The sequence below is a fragment of the Amycolatopsis ruanii genome (assembly GCF_003385175.1).
GTDB classification, from domain to species: domain Bacteria; phylum Actinomycetota; class Actinomycetes; order Mycobacteriales; family Pseudonocardiaceae; genus Amycolatopsis_E; species Amycolatopsis_E thermalba.
This window is the reverse complement of sequence record NZ_PQHY01000104.1, coordinates 1-19,503: the sequence shown is the minus strand read 5'-3', so window position 1 is coordinate 19,503 and position 19,503 is coordinate 1. Positions and strand designations below refer to the sequence as shown.

Below are 19,503 nucleotides of genomic sequence, written 5' to 3'. Positions count from 1 at the left end.
GGATCCGGTCGCCCGCCTCGTCCGTGGGCAGCGCGGCGACGCCGGCGAACGCGCCGGTCAGCCGGTCCAGTCCGTCGTCGAGGACCTCGGCCCGCCGCTCCACCAGACCGTCGGTGTAGAGCAGCAGGTCACTGCCCGGGGCGATGGTCTCCTCGTACTCGGCGATGTCGAACGCGAACGGCACACCCAGCATCGGCGCGTTCGGCCGCTCCAGGTACCGGACCCCGTCCGCGCCGCAGGTCAGCATCGGCAGGTGCCCGGCGCTGGCCCAGCGCATCCGGCCCGTGTCCAGTTCCAGGTCGGCGACCACGGCGGTGGCGAACAGCGTGCTGTCCAGGCCGCGCAGCAGGTGGTGGGCCAGCCGCAGCGCCTCCGCCGGGCCGTGCCCCTCGGCGGTGTAGGCGCGCAGCGCGTTCTGCAGCTTCCCCATCACCACGGCGGCGTCGAGACCGTGCCCGGTGACGTCCCCCACGGTGAGCACCATCGTGCCGTCGGCCCGGGTGAACGCGTCGAACCAGTCGCCGCCGATGTTCACCCCGGTCGCGGCCGGCCGGTACCGCGCGCACAGCTCCAGGTCGTCCGGGGCGCTCAGGGTGGGCAGCATCGCGTGCTGCAGCCGCTCGGCCAGCTCGCGCTCCCGCTCGTACTCGCCGGCGTTGCGCAGGCCGACCGCGGACCGCGCGGCGACCGCGGTGAGGAAGGACACCTCGTCGCCGGTGAACTCGCTGTCCCGGTGCAGCTCGAGCACGCCGAGCAGGTGCGGGCCGACCGTCAGGGGCAGCAGCAGCCGCTTCGGCTCGATGTGCGGCTGGTGCCCGGTGGCGACCCGCTTCACGTCCGCGTCCGGCGCGCTCTCCGGCCGGGGCAGCCGCCTGAGGGCGCGGTTCTCGCTGGTCACCAGCCACACGCCGGCGCAGTCGGCCAGGTTCTCCCGCTCGATGAGCCCGACCAGGGCCTCCACGACCTCCCGGCCGCGCAGCGAGGCGGACACGCTGCGGCTGACCTCGTCCAGGAACGCCGAGCGCTGGCGCTGCAGCTCCACCTCGGCGTGCAGGGCCAGCAGGCCCGCGTTGGTCTGTTCCAGCTCCGACTGGTGCAGCCGCAGCTCCCGTTCCTGCCGGGCGATGGTCTCGCGCAGCTCGCGCAGCAGATCCTCGGTGGTGGCCTCCGTCACCGTGCGCCACCTCCCGCGACGACCACCACGCACGCGTCGTCCCGCCCGCGGCCGCGCTGGCCCAGGATCCAGCCGGCGACGGTGGCCGGGTCGTGGTTGAACAGCCCGGGCCAGTCGCTGCTGCTCCACTTGTCCGAGATGCCGTCGGTGTGCAGGACCAGCCAGCTGCGGGGCGACCACGGGTACACCGAATCGGAGGGCCGCGGCCGGGCGGCGACGCCGACGATGCCGTGGCGGGACACGATGCGCTGCACGGACGTGTCCTGGTCCGGGTAGAACCGGGTGGACACGTTGCCCACCCCGCAGAACCGCATGCGCCCCTCCGCCGGTGTCAGCTGCGCGACGGCCACGGTCGCGCCGCGGGTGGAAGCGAGGGACGGCTGCATCAGCTCCAGGATACGAGCCGGCCGCAGCTCGGTGTGTGCCGCGACGGTGGAGATCGCCGCGTCACTGGCCCTGGCCGCTAACTGGCCGTGGCCCAAGCCGTCACTCAGCGCGATGGTCACGCTATCGTCCGCGGTCAGCGCCGTCCAGCGGTCGCCGCATTCCGATTCGCCCGGAGCGGTGAGGATCGCGCTGCCGATCCGCAGCCCGCCGGGCACCGGCGACGGCTCCCCGTGCCACCGCGCGAGCACCGAGGTGCCCTGGCCACGGCGGCTGTAGACGTCGAACACGTCCGCCGCGCGGCGCACCGCGCCGAGGCCGCCGCCGAGGGTGCCGGTGGTCGAGTAGCCGTCGCGCATGCTGTCCTCGATCCGGCCGATTCCCGGTCCGCAGTCGACCGCGAGCACGTCCAGCCTGCCCAGCGCGGGCACCACGCTGAACACCCCGCGCCCGGCGTGTTTGAGCAGGTTGGAGGCCAGCTCGGTGGCGGCCAGCGACACCCGGTGCACCCGGTCCAGGGGCAGCCCGGCGCGGGCGGCGGCCGACGCGGCGATCACCCGGGCGCGGCCGACGTGGCTCGGTTCGGTCACGACCAGGTCGTCGCGGGTCACGGGCCGGTGTTCCGGCGGACGGACATGCTGATCTCCACCCTGGTCCCGCGGCCGGGCACGGACTCGATCCGGAACTGGTCGGCCAGCCGCTTGGCGCCGCCCAGGCCCAGGCCGAGGCCGGAACCGGTGGTGAACCCGTCCGCCATGGCCGCCTCCACGTCCGGGATGCCCGGACCCTTGTCCGTGAAGGTCATCCGCACGGTCGGGTTGCCGCCGAGGTCCTCGACGGCGACTTCCGCCTGCCCGCCGCCCCCGTAGACCAGGGCGTTGCGGGCCAGTTCACTGGCGGCGGTGACCAGCTTGGTCTGCTGCACGAGGCTGAACCCCGCGGTGGACGCCGCCTCCCGGGCGGCGTGCCGCACATGCACGATGTCGTACTCGTCGTGGATGGCGACCGTGCTCGTCGAAGGCGCGCGTGTCACCGCAGCGCCGTCCGCACGGGCCCCGCCGGCGGGGCGAGAAGCGAGAGACCCTCCTCGACGGAGAGCGCGGTGAGCAGGCCGGGCAGGGTCAGGCCGAGTTCGACCAGGGTGATCGCCACGGCCGGCCGCATGCCGACCACGACGGTGCGCGCCGCCATCAGCGACGTGATGGCGGCGATGTCGTGCAGGGTGCGGGCGAGGAACGAGTCGATGATGTCCAGCACGGACACGTCGATGAGCACGCCCCGGGCGCGGGTCTCCACGACCTTCTCGGTGAGTTCGGCCTCGAACTCGGCCACCGACTGGTCGAGGAGCTCCTCCTGAATGGTGACCAGCAGCACACCGCTCAGGTTGACGATGGGGACGCCCGCCATCAGACCACGCCCGGTCCCGCGGACGACCCGACCTCCAGGCCCAGCCGCCTCAGGGCGTAGGCCAGCGCGTCGGCCAGCCGCGCCCGGGTGGCGACCTCGCCGAGGTCGATGCCCAGCTGCACCATCGTGTTCGCGATCTGCGGGCGGATGCCGCTGATCACGCACTCGGCACCCATCAGCCGGGCCGCCATCGCGGTCTTGAGCAGGTGCTGGGCCACCATCGTGTCCACCGTCGGCACGCCGGTGATGTCCAGGATCGCGACCTTGGCCTGCTGGGTCATGATCGCCTGCAGCAGGCTCTCGGTGGCGACCTGGCTGCGCATGCTGTCCAGGGTGCCGATCAGCGGGATGGCCAGCACGCCGTCCCACAGCTTGATGACCGGGGTGGACAGCTCGGTCAGCTGGTCGCGCTGGATGGCCAGGGTCTCCTTGGCCGCGGCCAGCGCGGACTCGACGAGCACGATCCGCAGGGTGTCCACAGCGCTGGAGAGCAGCAAGGCGCCCGCGGTGAGCAGGTCCGCATCGGCCTCCTGCTGCCACAGGCGCAGCAGCGGCTTCTTGAGGTCGCTCACCTCGACGGCGGTGCGCGCGCTCACGCCCTCGTTGCCGTCCAGCTGCGAGGCGAGCGCGGTGAGCAGCGAACGCAGGTCGTTGAAGCCCTCGGCGGCCGGGCTGTCCGCGTCACCGGCCGCGATGGCCCGGCGCACCCCGCGCAGGACCTCGGCGCTGTCGCCGGCGGCCTGGTCGGAATCCTGCGCCACGGAGCGGAAGAACGGTGAGGCAGCCCACTGCGCGACGATCGTTTCCTTTTGGGCGTCAAGGAAATCGCTGACCACGGCGGTGATCTGGCGGTCGGAGGTTGTCGTCATCGCTCCCAGGCTCCAGCATGGTGGACGGTCGCGGGCACGCGAGCACAATCCACGAAGTTCGTTGCTTTGCGGCAAACTTATTGCACACGGGCGCCGGGCGACAACCGGGGCCGAAGCCGACGCCACGATTTTGGAGAGAGTTCGAACCATGACGACGGACGAAGGCGCGACCAGGTCCGCCACGGCTTCCGTGGTGCGCACGGAGGCCAGCGGGGACAGCGGACGTGTGCTGCTGCTCGGCGAGATCGACCACGGCGCGGTGGACCAGCTGGACCAGGCCGTGGAGAAGCTGCTCGGATCCGGGGTGGTCCACCTGGTGCTCGACTTCGCGGGCCTCAACTTCTTCGACTCGGCCTGCATCAGCGCTCTGATCAGGGCGAAGACCAGCGCGGAGGAGCGGGGCGGCACGGTGAAGCTGGCGAACGTGGACCGCTACGCGCGGCGGATCCTGGACATCACCGGGCTGCTGGGGTCGTTCACCATCGAGGGTGAGGAGTCACCCACCGCCCGGGCGTGACCAAGCCCTCACGCCCACCCACGGTGAATGGCAGGTTTGGGATTCGCCAGCCGGGGGTAGCCCGGCTGGGCCATGAGCGGTTTCAAACCCGTCAGGGGCCGGTTTCCGGCGCGGTGTCGAGCAGTGGCGCCCCGCCGGCTTTCCGGTGGGCGAAGTGCGAGGGCAGATGTACCTGGAATACGAGGACGCGCAGGCGCGGGGACTGCGGCGGTACGTGCGACTGGTGACCGAGGCTCTGGGATTGGGCGGCAACGCCTACTTCGTGCAGATCGATCCACCACCGGCCAACGCGTACCTGGCGCTGGAACGGCGCCTTCCGGAGTTCCCGGACCGCGACGCGGCCCTCATCTGGAGCGAGGACACCGGCTGGTCGCTGGTCGTCGAATCGCACTGCGGTGAGGACCTGATCGTCCTGGCCTACCTCGGCACCGACGTGCTGCCCGCGCCGCGGGTGGTGGCGCGGTTCGCCGAGGACCTGTGCGACGGCGTCGCGACCGGTGTCCTCCAGCCGCCGGCGTGGGATCCGGCGGACGTCGGGGAACGGCTGGCCGCCTACGCCGCACCCGCGCTGGCCGGCTGACGCCGCAAGCAGATCGTGCCGACTTCCCGGACCCGCACTAGGCTGAACGCACCCGCAGGTGCCCCTACGCGTGTCCGGGAGGTTTCGGTGACCGAAGAAGCGTTCTCGGTGCGGCACCGGGTGACCGGGGACGCCGTCGTGGTGACCGTGTCCGGCGGGGTGGACCTGTGTTCCGCGCCCGCGATGATCAGCGAGATGGACCAGGCCCGCCGCGCGGCCTCGCCGCCGCAGCCGGTGATCGTCGATCTGTCCCGCGTGGACTTCCTCGGCTCCGCCGGGTTGTCCCTGCTGGTCGAGGCCGAGCAGCGGTGCGCCGAAGCGGGCACTCCGCTGCGCCTGGTCGCGTCGAGCCGCGTCGTGTTGCGCGCGCTGGAGGCGGCCGATCTGCGGCAGGTGTTCACGGTGTCCGAGACGGTCGAGTGCGCACTGGGTGAGGGCTGGCCCGGTCGATGACGCGTCCCGCTGATACGTCTTATTTGGACACACTGGGCGAAATGGGGGCGATGGTCGCCGGCCGCGACTGGTCGGCGAGCGCGCTCGGCCCCGTCGAGGACTGGCCCGCGGAGCTGCACGCCGCGCTGCGCCTGGTGCTTTCGTCGCGGTTTCCCATGCTGGTGTGGTGGGGGCCGGAGCTGACGGTCTTCTACAACGACGCCTACCGCCCGGCGATGGGGGAGAAGCACCCGCGCTACCTCGGTCGCCCGGCGTCGGAGTGCTGGGCCGAGGCGTGGGCCGAGCTGGGCCCGCTGACGCGGCACGTGATGACCGGCCGGGGCGCCACGTATTCGGAGAACCAGCTGCTGTTCCTGGACCGGCACAACTACCTGGAGGAGACGTACTGGACGTTCTCCTACAGCCCGATCTCCGACGACCGCGGCGCGGTGCTCGGCATCCTGGTCGCGGTGCAGGACACCACGGTGCAGGTGATCCGGCAGCGCCGGCTGGCGGTGCTCAACGACCTCGGCGAGGTGTCCGCCGCCGGGTCGGTGACGCAGACCGCGCGCTCGGCGGTCACCGCGCTGAGCCGGCACGGCGCGGACCTGCCGTTCGCGCTGGCCTACCTGTTCGACGACGGGCGGGCGACGCTGGCCGCGGCCTACGGGGTGGGGCCGGGGGAACGGGCCGCGCCCGCGGTGCTGGATCGCGGCGGGGCCGCCGTGTGGCCGTTGTGGGACGGCGAAACCCGGGTGTGCGACGGGCTGCGGCACCGGTTCGGGCCGGAGTTCGTGCAGCCGGTGGTGGTCGGCACGGCCGCGCCGGACCAGGCGGTGGTGCTGCCCCTGGTCGCCGCCGGGCGGGCCGAGCCGGTGGGCGCGCTCGTGCTCGGGGTGTCGGCCTACCAGGCGCTGGACGCGGACTACCGCGCGTTCCTCGAACTGCTCGGTGGACAGGTGTCGAGCCTGATCACCGACGCGCTCGCCTACGAGAGCGAGCGGCGGCGCTCGGAGGCGCTGGCCGAACTGGACCGCGCGAAGAGCGAGTTCTTCGCCAACGTCAGCCACGAGTTCCGCACCCCGCTGACCCTCATCGCCGGCCCGGCCGAGGACGCGCTCGCCGACACCGACGAGCCGTTGCCGCCCGGTCAGCGCGAACGGCTGGAGCTGGTGCACCGCAACGCCGGACGGTTGCGGCGGCTGGTCAACGACCTGCTCGACTTCGCCAAGATCGAGGCGGGACGCCTGCAGCCGGCCGCCGCGCCGCACGACCTGGCCGCGCTGACCACCGGGATCGCGGAGAGCTTCGCCCCGGCCGTGCGGCGCGCCGGGCTGCGGTTCGAGATCGACTGCCCGCCGTTGTCGCGCGCGGTGGAGGTCGATCCGGACATGTGGGAGAAGGTCGTCCTCAACCTGCTGTCCAACGGGCTGAAGTACACCCGGGAGGGCGGGGTCGCGGTCCGGCTGCGCGAGTCGGACGGGCACGCCGAGCTGACCGTCGCCGACACCGGGGTCGGGATCCCGGCCGACGAGCTGCCCCGGCTGTTCCAGCGGTTCCACCGGGCCCGCGGGCGCGAGGGCAGGTCCCACGAGGGCGCCGGGATCGGGCTGGCGCTGGTGCGGGAACTGGTGCGCTTGCACGACGGCACGGTGTCGGCGGATTCGGTGGAGGGGACCGGAAGCACGTTTTCGGTCCGGTTGCCGCTCGCGGCGGTCGCGCCACCGCCCACCGACCGCGCGCTGACGGTCGCGCCCGCCTACCGCGACGAAGCGTTGCAGTGGCGGGCCGACAGCGAGCCGGAGCCGGCGACCGGGGACGGGTCCGGGCCGACGTTGCTGGTGGTCGAGGACAACACGGATCTGAGCCGGTTCATCGCGCGGATGCTGCGCCCGGTGGGTCGCGTCCTGCTGGCGCGGGACGGCGTCGAGGGGCTGGAGCTGGCGCGGCGGCACCGGCCGGACCTCGTGCTGTCCGACGTGATGATGCCGCGGCTGGACGGGTTCGGGCTGATCCGGGCGCTGCGCGCGGAACCGGCCACGAAGTCGGTGCCGGTGCTGTTCCTGTCCGCGCGGGCCGGGGTCGAGGCGGCGGTGTCGGGTCTGGACGCCGGCGCCGACGACTACCTGCCGAAACCGTTCTCCGGCGCGGAACTGCTCGCGCGGGTGCGGGCGAACCTGGTGCTGTCCGGTCTGCGCCGGCGCGAGTCGGAGTTCCGGCGCGCGTTGTTCGAGTCGTTGCGGGAAGGAGTGTTCGTCGCCGACAGCGGCGGTGGCGTGGTCGAGGTCAACGCCGCGTTCACCGCGATCACCGGGTACGGCGCGGACAGCCTGCCGATGGCGTGGCCGTACCCGTGGCTGGGCGAGGACGCGGCCCGCGTGCCGGCCGGGGACCTGGTGCGCCACCTCGGCGACGGCCGTGAGGTGTCGGTCGTGGTCCGGCGTCCGGACGGCGGTGAGGCGTGGGCCGCGCTGACCCTCACGCGCGTCGCCGAGGGTGACGGGCGCGCTTGGCTGGTCGGGACGCTGCGGGACGTCACGGTCGAGAAGAAGGCGGCGGACCGGGAGGCGGTGCTGGCCGCGTTCGCCGCGGACCTGGCGGCCGCGACCGACGTGTCCGAGGTGCTGCACGCCGGGGTGTCCGCGCTGCGGGTGATCCTCGGCGCGACGCGCGTGGTGGCGGCGGTGTGGCCGACGGTGGAGAGCGGCGGTCTGGTCGCCGGTGATCCGGAGGCCGGCTCGTTCGACGAGCTGGAGCCGGAGCTGTACGAGCGGCTGGACCGGGCGCGCCGCCAGCCGCCCGGGCAGATCTGGCCGCCCGAGGCGGGCCGCGAACTCGGCGCGGCGCTGGGCAGCGGCGATTCGGTGGTGTGGGCCGAGCGGGCGGACCAGGTGCTCGGTGCGGAGGAGCGGGCGCTGTTCGGGATGCTCGTGGCCCAGCTCGCGCAGGCGCTCGGCCGGGCCCGCAGCTACGACGAGGCGCGGGCGGTCGCGTTGACGTTGCAGCACGCCATCCTGGGCCCCACGGACTTGCCGGGCGGGTTCGCGGTGCGGTACGAGCCGGCGGTGCGGCCGCTGGAGGTCGGCGGCGACTGGTACGACGTGGCGCGGTTGCCGGACGGCCGGATCGCGGTGGTCGTCGGGGACTGTGTGGGGCGCGGGCTGGCGGCGGCGTCGGTGATGGGGCAGCTGCGCAGCGCGTGCAGCGCGTTGTTGCTCAGCTACGGTGATCCGGCGCGGGCGCTGGACCAGCTGGACGGGTTCGCGCGGCAGATCCCGGGTGCCTTGTGCACCACCGTGTTCTGCGCGGTGGTGGATCCGGAGGCCGGGGTAGTGACGTACTCCAGTGCCGGGCACCCGTCGGCGGTGCTGAGCCACGCGGACGGCAGTGATCAGCTGCTGGACCAGGCGTTGTCGGTGCCGCTGGCGGTGCGCCGGTCGGCGGATCGCCCACGCGCGACGGTGCCGCTGCGGCCGGGTTCGGTGCTGCTGCTCTACACCGACGGTCTGGTGGAGCGGCACGGCCAGCCGATCGACGAGGCGATCGAGGGCGCGCGGGTGGCGTTGCGGGAGGTGCCGCGCCGCCAGTCGGCCGAGATCACCGAGCACCTGCTGGACCGGTTGCTGCCGCCGGCCGGGCACAACGACGACGTGGCGGTGCTGGTGTACGTGCACCCGCCCGGGCCGTTGCGCCTGGACCTGCCCGCGGTGCCGCGGAGCCTGGTCGAGATGCGGCGGGACCTGCGGCAGTGGCTGGCCCAGTCCGACGTCCCGGACGAGGCGGCGCAGGACGTGATCCTCGCCGTGGACGAGGCGTGCACCAACTCGATCGAACACGGGTACTCCGGAAGCGGCGAGGGCACCCTGACGCTGACCGCGGCGGCCGACGAGGGTGGCGTGGAGGTCGTGATCACCGACGACGGCACCTGGCGACCGCCACCCGCCGACCCCGGAATCCGCGGCCGCGGGGTCGGGTTGATGCGCGCGCTGATGACGGAGGTGGACATCACGCCCGGCGAGCAGGGCAGCCGAGTCCGCATGAGGCGCACCTGGAAGGACTGACGGCGCGACTACCCTCGCAGGCGTGGTCGAGCCGGTCGAGCGGGACAGCCGCGGCATCCTGCACCCGAGGGCGGGGCTGCGGCGCTTCGAGCTGACCCGGTTCCCGCCCTCGCCCGGGGTGGACCGGTTCGTCGACCGCTACTGGTTCGTCTCGTGGGACCTGCCCGAGGTGTACGAGCAGGACGTCCTCGTGCACCCGGTGGTCAACGTCGTGTTCGCCGACGACGGCGGCACGGTCACCGGCGTGCGGACCGAGCGCCTCACCCGGCGGCTGTCCGGGCGGGGCCGGGCGCTGGGGGTGATGTTCCGGCCCGGCGGGTTCCGGCCGTTCCTGGGCCGGCCGCTGGCCACGATCACCGACACGGTCCGCCCGCTCGCCGACGGGTTCCCGGCGCTGCACCCGGCCGAACCCGCGGTGATGGCGGCGCTCGCGGACGGCACCGACGGCGCCGAGATCGCGAAGCTGGTCGACGCGGCCCTCGCCCCGCTGGTGCCGGACGAGCGTCAGCCATCGGAGGACACGACCGCCCTCGCCGAACTCGCGGCCCGCGACCGTGACCTGCGGCGGGTCGAGGACCTGGCCGCCCGGGGCGGGTTGAGCGTGCGGCAGCTGCAGCGCGCGTTCGCCGACCACGTCGGCGTGAGCCCGAAGTGGGTGCTGCGGCGGTACCGGATCTACGACGCGGCCGAGCGCGCGGCGCGGGCGGAGACGGTGGACTGGGCGGCGCTCGCGGCGGACCTCGGATACGCCGACCAGGCCCACCTGACGCGCGAATTCACCGCCGTGGTGGGAGAGCCCCCCGGACGTTACGCACGGCGGTCCTGACCGGGCCCAGCTCGGCGACGGCTGGCTGCCCCGCTCGTGACTACGCCCAGCTTCGCGACGCGAGGCCACCCCCGGGAGGGGGTTGCCGTGGGGGTGGAGTGGGGCGGTGCGCGCGGCGGTCCTGACCAGGCCCAGCTCGGCGACGGCTGGCTGCCCCCGGGATCGCCGCGGTGGTTGGGCGGTGCGCGCGCCGCTTGACACGGCGGGCCCGCGAGGGGTGGCAACGGTCCGCACCACCACACCCCTCCACCTGATATATTGCAAAAAGAACAACCGCATTGCAACATACGCAACGGAGGCCATCCAGTGGACGTGCTGACGGTCGGCGAGACCATGGTCATGGTCACGCCCGAGGCGGGTGGTCGTCTGGTCTCGGGCAGCCGCTTCCTGCTGCGGCCCGGCGGTGCGGAGTCGAACGTCGCGGCGTTGCTGGCCCGCCTCGGGCACCGGGCGGCCTGGGCCAGCGCACTCGGCGCCGATCCCCTCGGCGACCTCGTGCTCGACGACCTCCAGCGCCACGGCGTCGACACCTCCCTGGTCCGCCGCGACGAGCACCGCCCCACCGCGGTCTACTTCAAGGACCCCACCCCGGCCGGCACCCGCGTCTACTACTACCGCGCCGGCTCGGCCGCCTCCGCCATCACCACCGCCGACATCGCGCGCTGGACCGCCCGGCCCGCGCGCCTCGTGCACGTCTCCGGCATCACCGCCGCCCTCTCCGGCCAGGCCCGCGAAGCCACCCGCGCTCTCGTCCGCGGCCCCGGTCTGGTCAGCTTCGACGTCAACCACCGCCCCCAGCTGTGGGACGGGGACGTGCCCGAGGTCCTGCGCGAACTGGCCCAGGACAGCGACATCGTCTTCGTCGGCCGCGACGAAGCGGAGGCCCTGTGGGGCACGACCGACGCGGAGAGCGTGCGCGCCTTCCTCGACCGGCCGCGCTACCTGGTGGTCAAGGACGCGGCGATCGAGGCGGTCAGCTTCACGCCGAGCGGAGTCCACCGCGCACCGTCCACAAAGGTCGACGTGGTGGACGCCGTCGGCGCCGGGGACGCGTTCGCGGCGGGGTGGCTCAGCGGATTCCTCGACGACCGCGACGAGATGACCCGCCTCAGGCTGGGCCACTACGCCGCCGCGCGCGTGCTCGAAGAGCCGTCGGACTTCGCCGAGCTGCCGCCCGCGTCCGAGATCGTCCCGGAACTCGGCTGATGTCCCAGACCGTCGCCCGCGCCATCGGCATCGTCGCGTTCGTCTCCCGCCGCCACCGCACGCTCGGCGAGATCGCCGACCACCTCGGTGTCCACAAGTCGACCGCGCTGCGGATTCTGCAGACCCTGGAGGAGGGCGGCTTCGTCCGCCGCGTTCCGGACCACCGCTACGCCATGGGGTTCCAGCTCATCGCCTACGGCCAGCTCGCCCTGGACCAGGTCGAGGCCCGCGCGCTGGCCCGGCCGATCCTGCAGGAGCTGAGCGAACGCTCCGGGCACACCGTCCACTTCGCGGAACTGGCCGGCGACCGCGTGGTGTACGTGGACAAGATCGACGGCCGGGGCAGCGTGGCGATGGGCTCGCGCATCGGGCTGCCGGCGATCCTGCACACCGCCGGTGTCGCGAAGGCGATCCTCGCCCACCAGCCGGATCGCGCGCGCTGGCTGTCCCTGTGCGACTACCAGCGCTTCACGCCGACCACGGTCGCCGGCCCGGAGGAGCTGTCCGCCGAGCTGGACCGCGTCCGCGAGCGCGGCTGGGCCGAGGACGACGGCGAGCACGAGGACTTCCTGAACTGCGTGGCACTGCCGGTGTACGACGCGCGCGGCCAGGTGACGCACAGCCTGTCCGTCACCGCGCTCAAGGTCGTCGCCCCGCTGGCCGAGCTGCGTGCCCACCTCGACGAGTACCGGACCGCCGCCCACCGGGTCTCCCGGGCACTGGGCTGGGGAGGAGACGACCATGGACGCCGCTGACTTCTTCGCCGCGCACCTCGACCGCAACCCCGTGCTGGGCATCTTCCGCGGCCTCGATCCACAGGCCACTGTGGACATGTGCACGCGTGCCTGGGAATTCGGTGTGGAGCTGGTGGAGATCCCGGTGCAGACGCCGGACGCGATGCCCTCGCTGCGCGCGGCCGTCGAGGCGGCGGCCGAGCGGGGCAGAAGCGTCGGCGCGGGCACGGTGACCACAGTGGACCAGCTGAGCGCGGTGCGGGAGGCCGGCGCCGAGTTCACCGTGGCGCCCGGACTGCACCCGGACGTGGTCGCCGAGTCGCAGCGGCTCGGCCTGCCGCACCTGCCGGGCGTGGCGACGGCGACCGAGATCGCGCACGCGCTGGCCCTGGGCAACACGTGGCTGAAAGCGTTTCCCGCCCGCCAGCTGGGCGCGGACTGGATCACCGCGCAGCTCGCGCCGTTCCCGTCGGTGCGGTTCGTCGCCACCGGCGGGACCACCGCCGGCAACGCCGCCGATTTCCTCGCCGCCGGATGCCGCGCGGTCGCGGTCGGTTCGGCACTGGCGGACCCCGGCGCGCTGGCCGCGCTGAAGCGAGCTATCGCAGGCTGAGCAGGTCCACGACGTCGGTGAGCGACTCGTTGGCGGCGAAGGCACGCCGCTGACGCTGGGCCCCGTTGCCGTGCTCGCGCACCCAGTTCAGCGATTCCACCACGAAGCCGAGGTCGCCGGTTTCGGTGAGGGCGCGGCGAATCCGCTCGACGAGCTGGCCGACCAGCACGGGAGTCGGGGTGAGGCGGCCGGTTTCCGGGTGCAGGGCCGAGCCCTCCAGGCCGTCGCGGGCCGCGCGCCACAGGTTGGCCCGCAGCACCTCGACGGGCAGCGGCGGCGGCGGGTAGTCCAGTTCGGACAGTGCGGTCAGCACGAGACCCCGCACCAGCACCGCCAGCGTCGTCGCCTCGCGCGCGGTCGCCGCGACGTCGCTGATGCGGAACTCCAGCGTCGGACGCTTCTCGGACAGCCGGATGTCCCAGTAGATCATGCCCCGGTCCAGCATCGCGCCGGATTCGAGCATCGCGGCCACGCGGGACTCGTACTCGCCGAGCGAGCCGAACAGCGGTGGCGGGCCCGCCGACGGCCAGCGCGACCACAGCACGTGCCGCCAGCTGCTGTACCGGGTGTCGTGGCCGCTGTCGAACGGCGAATTCGCGGTCAGCGCGAGCAGCACCGGCAACCACGGCCGGACGTGGTTGCTGATCCGCACACCCGTGGCCCGGTCCGGGATCTTGACGTGCACGTGGCAACCGCAGGTGGTGCCGGTGCGCGCGATCAGGCCGAAGTGCTCGCCCATGCGCCGGTACCGCGGGGTGGGCGTGAGCCCCGGCGGGTGCTCCTCGGCGAGCAGCGGCGTCGCGGTCGCGATCAGGCGCAGCTGCCGTTTCGCGGCCTCGCCCGCCAGCCGCGAGCGGAAGTGCGTGAGCTGGTCGAGCAGTTCCTCCGCGCCGTGGCACACCTGCGTCGCCAGCTCGACCTGGCTGCGCGCGAGCTCGCGCTGCACGTCGCCGTCCGGCCGCTCGGCGGCCTCCACCACCTCCGGACCACGGTCCGACAGGTGTCCCTGATCGTCGACGAGCAGGAACTCCTCTTCCACACCGAACGTCGGTATCTGGTCCAAGCCTCGCCCTCTCCACTCGGTGGCCGCTGTTTACCCGCTCCCCGGCTCTTCAAGCCCGGACGGCAGGCTCTTTGCCATCCCGGCAAATTTTCTTGTCACCTCAACCGGGCGCGCGGATAGTCGCCGCCATGGACGAGAAGTACGACGTTGTGGTGGTGGGTGGCGGCGCGGCAGGCCTGGCCGGGGCACTCGCGCTGGCCCGGGCGCGCCGGTCGGTGCTGGTGGTCGACGCGGGCCGGCCGCGCAACGCCCCGGCCGGGCACGTGCACAACTACCTGGGCCGGGAGAGCACCCCGCCGGCCGAGCTGGTCGCCATCGGCCGCGACGAGGTGGCCGGGTACGGCGGCGAGGTCGTGACGGGCACGGTGACCGCGGCTGCCCGGACCGGGGACGGGTTCGAGGTGACCCTGGACGACGGCCGGTCGGTCCACGCGCGCCGCCTGCTCGTGACGACCGGGCTGGTCGACGAGCTGCCGGACATCGACGGGGTCGCCGAGCGGTTCGGGCGCGACGTGCTGCACTGCCCGTACTGCCACGGCTGGGAGGCGCGTGACCAGGCGATCGGCGTGATCGGCAGCAACCCGCTGGTCGTGCACGCGGCACTGCTGTGGCGGCAGCTCAGCGCGGACGTGACGGTGTTCCGGCACCACGCGCCCGAGGCGACCGACGAGCAGCGCGAGGAGCTGGCCGCGCGCGGGATCCGCGTGGTCGAAGGCGAGGTCGCGGCCGTCGAGGTGAGCGAGGACCGGCTGACCGGCGTGCGGATGGCCTCCGGGGAGGTCGTGCCGCGGCAGGTGGTCGTGGTCGCGCCCCGGTTCACCGCGCGCGCCGGGTTGCTCACCGCGCTCGGCCTCGAGGTGACCGAGCAGGTCGTGCAGGGCCACGTGGTCGGCACGTACGTGGCGGCCGACCCGACCGGTGCCACCGCGGTGCCGGGCGTGTGGGTCGCCGGGAACGTCGCGAACGTGACCGCGCAGGTGATCGTGTCGGCGTCCGGCGGGCTGACGGCGGGTGCGGCGATCAACGCCGACCTCGTCGCGGAGGACACCCGGCAGGCGGTCGCCGCGCACCGCGCCGGGGTGTTCGCCCGTGAGGGCGAGGTCGGCGAACTCGTGGGAGGGGTGCGGCGCCATGGGATCCGATGAGTACGGCGAGGAGTTCTGGGAGGAGCGGTACCGCTCGCACACCGCGGTCTGGAGTGGACGGCCGAACCCGCAGCGGGTCGCCGAGGCCGCGGACCTCCCGCCGGGCGCGGCGCTGGACATCGGGGCCGGCGAGGGAGCCGACAGCTGCTGGCTCGCCGGGCGCGGCTGGCGCGTGACGGCGCTGGACCTGTCCGAGACCGCGCTGCGGCGCGGGGCCGAGCACGCCGCGCAGGCCGGAGTCGGGGAGCGGATCGAGTGGGTGCGGGCCGACGTGCGGACCTGGGACCCGGGTGACCGCCGCTTCGACCTGATCTCGGCGCAGTTCCTGCACCTGCGCAACGCGGAGCTGCGTGAGCTGGCCGGGCGGCTCGCCGAGTGGGTCACCCCGGGCGGCACGCTGCTGCTGGTGCACCACGACGCGCGCGACCTGGAGACCACGATGGGGCGGCCGAACGTGCCCGAGCGGTTCAGCAGCGCGGAGGAGGTGGCGAGCTGGTTGCCCGCCGGGTGGACGGTGGAGGGGGCCGAGGCGCGGCCCCGCGCCGCGACCGACCCGGACGGCAACCCGGTGACCATCCACGACGCGGTGGTGCGGGCGCGACGCTAGGGCTTGCCACCACGGAGCCGCGGTCACCGGCTCCGCGGTCACGCCTCGGGCGGGTCGGCCGTGACCCGCAGGCCACCGGCGCGGCCCCGGGTCCGCCCGCACGGAACCGCCGTGGGCGGTGGTGATCGAGCGGACGATCGACAGCCCGAGGCCGGCGCCGTTGGTGTGGGACGTGCGGTCGCCGGTCAGGCGGCGGAACGGCTCGAACAGGCCGGGCAGCGCCTCGGCCGGCACCGGCGGGCCGGTGTTCTCCACGACCAGCGCCCCGTTCACCTCCGTGCGCACCGAGCCGCGCGGCTCGTTGTAGAGGATCGCGTCGCGCGGGCGAAGCACGGGCGGAGGCGCCGGCGGCGCAGCGGTTGTCGGAATCGTCGTTCAGCGCGTTGTCCCTGCTCGGCGGGGTGGTGGGGGTGCTCACCGGGGTCGCGGTGACCGCCAGGTACGCGCTCACCCAGGACTGGACCGCAGTGCTGCCGCCGCTCCCGTTGTTCGGCGGCGCCGGGTTGACGCCGACGGAGGCGCTGGCGTGGCTCAGCTGCGGTAGGTCTGGGACAGGCGCGCGTAGGCCACGACGTTGTCCGCGTAGTTGCGGGTCGAGCGGTCGAAGTCGCCGCCGCAGGTGATCATCCGCAGCTCCGGCCCGGCCGTGTCGCCGTAGACGTCGTCGGTCGGGAACCGCGACTTCGGGTATCGCTCGACGCGGTAGACGGTGAACACGGCGGTGGTCCCGTCGGCGCGGTGCACGATCGCCTGGTCGCCGGGCTTGGTGTCCTTGAGGCGGTGGAAGGTGCCGGGCACGTGGTTGTAGTCGACGTGCGCGGCGAGCACCGCGGGCAGGTCCTCCCCCGGTGATGGGCTGCCGGTGAACCAGCCGGTGGTCACGGCGTCCTCCGGGACCTCCAGCGCGCCGTCGTCGGTCAGGCCGAGGTCGATGATCGGGCCGGTGCGGACCCCGATCGAGGGCACCTCGAGTGTGACCGGCCGGGAGTGTGGCAGGGGTCCGTCGACCGGGGTGGTGACCGGCGTGGTGGTCTGCGCCGGCAGCGCCGATGTCGGCGGCGCGGCCGGCGCGGGCTGCGGCTCGGCCGGGGAGCCGCAGGCGGTGAGGGCGGCGCCGATGGCCGCGAACGCGAGCCATCGGCGCCAGCGCGTGGTGCTCATCGGCCGGCGCGCCGCCGGAGGAGCAGCATGGTGCCGGCGCCGCCGCCGACCAGCACGAGCGCCCCGACCGCGACGGCCGCGCCCGCGTCGGTGCCCTCGTCGCCGCCGCCGGTGTCCACGCCACCGACCGGCTTGACCTTCACCTGCGAACCGCCGCCGGTGGTGTTCTTCTCCCCGAACCTGGTCTCGCACGCGATGCCGTCGTGGTCGGCGTCCAGGCGGTGCGGGTCGCTGCGGTCGGCGTCGAGGACGGCCTGGGCCTGCGCCTGGGTCGCGAAGTCGGCGCAGTCCAGGTCCGCCGGGGCGGCCTTGGTGCTCGTGACGACCGGCGGGGCCTGGGTGACGGTGCTGGACGGCGTGGACGGCGTGGACGGCGTGGACGGCTGCCCGCCCTTGCTCGGCAGGGTTTCGCAGGCCTTGCCGTCGTTGTCGTCGTCGAGGCCGTACGGATCCGACCGATCCTGGTCGAGAACGGCCTGCGCCTCTTCCTGGTAGGTGAAATCGCTGCAGTCGTACTTGTCGGTGGGCTGCGCGAAAACCGCAGGTGCCGGACCCAGCAGTGCGATACCCGCCACTGCGGCCGTGCCGAGAACGCGACTGATCATGCGCATGGGGGACGTCCTTTTCCGGGGAAACGATCTCGGGGAAGATTCAGCCGCTTTGTCGTTCCGGAATGAACGAACGTTACTCGCGCAATTCCGGAAACTGTTTTCCCGATAATGTCGGTATTCGGACCTTGTTCGCGGGTCAGAACGGCCAGTCCGCGTCCCGGCCGGACTCCAGCAGCGGGATCATCCGGAAGGCCGCGTCGGTCAGCCCGCTGAACGTGTGCCGCGTGCCCAGCCCGGACGGCGTGTTGCCGGTGGCGTACCCGGCGACGTTCCACACGTACAGCGGAACCCGGTCCGGCACACCCATCGACGCGTCCGCCGTGGCCGACTGCTCGTCGGTGACGATGACGACCCGGTCGTGGCGGCGGTAGTGCCTGCGCACCGCCGCCGCGGTGTTGGTGGCCGGGAACTTGTCGAGGCTGTCGACGAACGGCAGCAGCGACCCGCCGCGCGGAACCCGCACCTCGCGGCTGTCCCAGCCGTACACCACCACCGTCGGCCGCTGCGCCCGCACCGCCAGCGCGCACCCGAACAGGGCGGCCTGGTCGGCGAACGTGACCGCCGACCGCCTGCCGCTCATCCACATGGAGGCGGACCGGTCGATCAGGATCAGCGTCCGCCCCGGCAGGGAGGGCACGTTGGACAGCGACGCGTGCAGGGCGCGCTCCAGCGCCGGCCCCCACCGCAGCGACGGCGCCGCGCGGTAGGCGGACAGGAACCGGAACGGGAACTGCCGCGACCGCGCCACCGAGGCCGGCTCGGCGAGCCGGGCCGCGACGCGGTCGGCCACCTCGTCCGGCAGCCCGGCCTCGTCGAAGTTGCGCAGGTTGCGCAGCAGCGCCATGTACCCCATGCCCGAGATGACGGCCTGCCACGCCGCCGCGTCCAGCGGGCCCTGCAGCCACCCGGCCAGCGCCTCCCACGTCATGCCGGCGGTCCGCAGCTCCGCGGGGTCCAGGGCCGCTCGCCGACGCTCCACCGGGAGCGCCATGAGCGTCCGCCGCCGGGCCAGCACGGTCAGCTCCGGCGCCGTACCGCCACGCAGGATGTGCCCGAAGAGCGCGTCCTGCACGGCGTCCCGCGGCTGCGGGTGCACCAGGCGCAGCACGTCGGCGAATCGCACACCGCGACTACCGCTGTCCCACTTCAGGACCGACCGCTCGTCGTACAGCGCCCCGACCGCGTCGGCGACCCCGCGCTTGACCGGCTTGGGCAGGCGGCGGCCGTAGCGGCTGAACCAGTACGCGATCAGCTCGCCCGGCTCGTCCGCCCGCCGCAGCACACTCGCCACGACGGCGCGGTTGGACGGCCCGTCGTCGGCGCCGCCGTCCAGGCGTGCCTTGACGAACTCGGCCGCGCCGACGAGCGAGGCGGAGCGCATGTTCGCCTCGGTGCGCAGCCAGCGCAGGAACCGCGCCGTCCACTGTGGATCGCCGAGCGCGGCGCGGCGGACCAGCTCGGCGTAGCGGCTGTCCCGGTCGCCCGCCTGCTCGTAGAAGGTGTCCTCGCCGACCATGTTCGCGACCGCGAGCAGGAACAGCTCGGACTTGGTGTCGCGGGCGTAACCGGTGCCGCCCTGGTGGTTGACGACACCGGGCACCGCGGCCGTGACGATCGGGGACCGGTTCGCCGGTCTTCGGCGGAGCAGGTTGAACTTGGACATGCCGGCCTCGCAGGGGAAAAAGGGGAGCCGGCGACCTCGGACAGGCCCGAGAAGGAGTCGGTGAAGGTTTCCACCTCCTTGCGGAGGCGCAGGAGTCGAACCTGGTGAACCGGAAGTAACCCTCGCCTGCGCACCGGGCCTGTCCGAGGTGACCGGCGTGCGAAGATCAGGATACGCCGCAACTCCCGGATCCGAACCGATTTTTGCGGCGTGCTGGCGGCAGGGATCGTGGACAGTGTGTCGGTGCGTCGGGTTGATCAAGGCGGCCCTGGCCGATGAATGGGCCTACCTCCACGCGTCACCAACCTCGTCGGGCACTACAGCTAGCTGTACTTGGCCAGGACGTTGGTAGCGGCTGGCTGGTGTTGACATGGGGAGAGCCTCCGGTTGGGGTGTGGCTTGTCTAGGACCCACGCCAGGCCGGAGGCTCTCGTGTCACACCGTAATGCC

General features: G+C 73.3%; 19 protein-coding genes and 1 pseudogene. 10 read left to right on the top strand and 10 right to left on the bottom strand.

Translation table 11 applies throughout. The annotated features are described in order from the left end of the window. The 5 genes from D0D28_RS32680 to D0D28_RS32660 form a co-directional block, all read right to left on the bottom strand. A partial coding sequence (locus D0D28_RS32680) for a PP2C family protein-serine/threonine phosphatase (protein WP_116114966.1) occupies positions 1-1,174 on the bottom strand: 1,174 nt, incomplete at its 3' end. After that, a complete protein-coding gene (locus D0D28_RS32675; RefSeq protein WP_116114965.1) occupies positions 1,171-2,169 on the bottom strand; it encodes a SpoIIE family protein phosphatase in 999 nt (332 codons plus the stop codon). The genes D0D28_RS32675 and D0D28_RS32680, both read right to left, overlap by 4 nt. After that, positions 2,166-2,591, bottom strand: coding sequence for an anti-sigma regulatory factor (locus tag D0D28_RS32670; RefSeq protein ID WP_094006122.1), 426 nt, complete (start codon positions 2,589-2,591; stop codon positions 2,166-2,168). The genes D0D28_RS32675 and D0D28_RS32670 overlap by 4 nt, the downstream gene beginning before the upstream one ends. Then, entirely contained in the window at positions 2,588-2,965 is a 378-nt protein-coding gene (locus D0D28_RS32665; RefSeq protein ID WP_094006123.1) for an STAS domain-containing protein, read from the bottom strand. The genes D0D28_RS32670 and D0D28_RS32665 overlap by 4 nt, the downstream gene beginning before the upstream one ends. After that, positions 2,965-3,834: an STAS domain-containing protein gene (locus D0D28_RS32660; protein WP_116114964.1), complete on the bottom strand. Its 870-nt coding sequence runs from the start codon at positions 3,832-3,834 to the stop codon at positions 2,965-2,967. Before D0D28_RS32660 ends, D0D28_RS32665 begins: the two co-directional genes overlap by 1 nt. Positions 3,835-3,982: 148 nt before the next feature. Between D0D28_RS32660 and D0D28_RS32655 the strand changes: the two genes are divergently transcribed. The 8 genes from D0D28_RS32655 to D0D28_RS32620 all read left to right on the top strand — a co-directional run bounded on the left by D0D28_RS32655 (position 3,983) and on the right by D0D28_RS32620 (position 12,803). Next, complete coding sequence (locus D0D28_RS32655; protein WP_094006125.1) at positions 3,983-4,351, top strand: STAS domain-containing protein; 369 nt, start codon at positions 3,983-3,985, stop codon at positions 4,349-4,351. A gap of 166 nt (positions 4,352-4,517) precedes the next feature. Continuing rightward, positions 4,518-4,931, top strand: coding sequence for a DUF6292 family protein (locus D0D28_RS32650; RefSeq protein WP_094006126.1), 414 nt, complete (start codon positions 4,518-4,520; stop codon positions 4,929-4,931). Positions 4,932-5,018: 87 nt separating this feature from the next. Further along, a complete protein-coding gene (locus tag D0D28_RS32645; RefSeq protein ID WP_116114963.1) occupies positions 5,019-5,384 on the top strand; it encodes an STAS domain-containing protein in 366 nt (121 codons plus the stop codon). A 41-nt stretch (positions 5,385-5,425) separates the two neighbouring features. Beyond that, positions 5,426-9,424, top strand: a complete 3,999-nt coding sequence (locus D0D28_RS32640; RefSeq protein WP_116114961.1) for a SpoIIE family protein phosphatase — start codon at positions 5,426-5,428, stop codon at positions 9,422-9,424. Positions 9,425-9,446: 22 nt separating this feature from the next. Further along, positions 9,447-10,250, top strand: a complete 804-nt coding sequence (locus D0D28_RS32635) for a helix-turn-helix domain-containing protein (protein ID WP_094006129.1) — start codon at positions 9,447-9,449, stop codon at positions 10,248-10,250. A 306-nt stretch (positions 10,251-10,556) separates the two neighbouring features. Next, positions 10,557-11,456, top strand: a complete 900-nt coding sequence (locus tag D0D28_RS32630) for a sugar kinase (protein WP_116114959.1) — start codon at positions 10,557-10,559, stop codon at positions 11,454-11,456. Beyond that, entirely contained in the window at positions 11,456-12,211 is a 756-nt protein-coding gene (locus D0D28_RS32625; RefSeq protein ID WP_116114957.1) for an IclR family transcriptional regulator, read from the top strand. Before D0D28_RS32630 ends, D0D28_RS32625 begins: the two co-directional genes overlap by 1 nt. Then, entirely contained in the window at positions 12,198-12,803 is a 606-nt protein-coding gene (locus D0D28_RS32620; RefSeq protein WP_116114955.1) for a bifunctional 4-hydroxy-2-oxoglutarate aldolase/2-dehydro-3-deoxy-phosphogluconate aldolase, read from the top strand. Before D0D28_RS32625 ends, D0D28_RS32620 begins: the two co-directional genes overlap by 14 nt. Here the strand turns inward: D0D28_RS32620 and D0D28_RS32615 are convergent. Then, entirely contained in the window at positions 12,790-13,866 is a 1,077-nt protein-coding gene (locus D0D28_RS32615; protein ID WP_116114953.1) for a carboxylate-amine ligase, read from the bottom strand. The two genes, D0D28_RS32620 and D0D28_RS32615, sit on opposite strands and share 14 nt — an antisense overlap. A gap of 128 nt (positions 13,867-13,994) precedes the next feature. Between D0D28_RS32615 and D0D28_RS32610 the strand changes: the two genes are divergently transcribed. After that, the gene (locus D0D28_RS32610) at positions 13,995-15,011 is read left to right on the top strand and encodes an NAD(P)/FAD-dependent oxidoreductase (RefSeq protein WP_116114951.1); all 1,017 of its coding nucleotides are present in this window, start codon (positions 13,995-13,997) and stop codon (positions 15,009-15,011) included. Then, positions 14,998-15,618 carry an SAM-dependent methyltransferase gene (locus D0D28_RS32605; RefSeq protein ID WP_116114949.1) on the top strand — a complete coding sequence of 207 codons (621 nt, stop codon included), beginning with the start codon at positions 14,998-15,000 and terminating at the stop codon, positions 15,616-15,618. The genes D0D28_RS32610 and D0D28_RS32605 overlap by 14 nt, the downstream gene beginning before the upstream one ends. 141 nt (positions 15,619-15,759) lie before the next feature. Here the strand turns inward: D0D28_RS32605 and D0D28_RS37175 are convergent. The 4 genes and pseudogenes from D0D28_RS37175 to D0D28_RS32580 all read right to left on the bottom strand — a co-directional run. Further along, a pseudogene (locus tag D0D28_RS37175) lies at positions 15,760-15,852 on the bottom strand (hypothetical protein); the annotation flags it as partial. Positions 15,853-16,149: 297 nt separating this feature from the next. Continuing rightward, the gene (locus tag D0D28_RS32590) at positions 16,150-16,779 is read right to left on the bottom strand and encodes a class F sortase (protein WP_116114947.1); all 630 of its coding nucleotides are present in this window, start codon (positions 16,777-16,779) and stop codon (positions 16,150-16,152) included. Continuing rightward, positions 16,776-17,390 (bottom strand): excalibur calcium-binding domain-containing protein, encoded by a 615-nt coding sequence (locus D0D28_RS32585; protein ID WP_116114945.1) that lies wholly within the window; start codon positions 17,388-17,390, stop codon positions 16,776-16,778. Before D0D28_RS32585 ends, D0D28_RS32590 begins: the two co-directional genes overlap by 4 nt. Before the next feature lie 136 nt (positions 17,391-17,526). Then, positions 17,527-19,053, bottom strand: a complete 1,527-nt coding sequence (locus tag D0D28_RS32580) for a TROVE domain-containing protein (protein ID WP_116114943.1) — start codon at positions 19,051-19,053, stop codon at positions 17,527-17,529. Between the last annotated feature and the right edge of the window lie 450 nt (positions 19,054-19,503).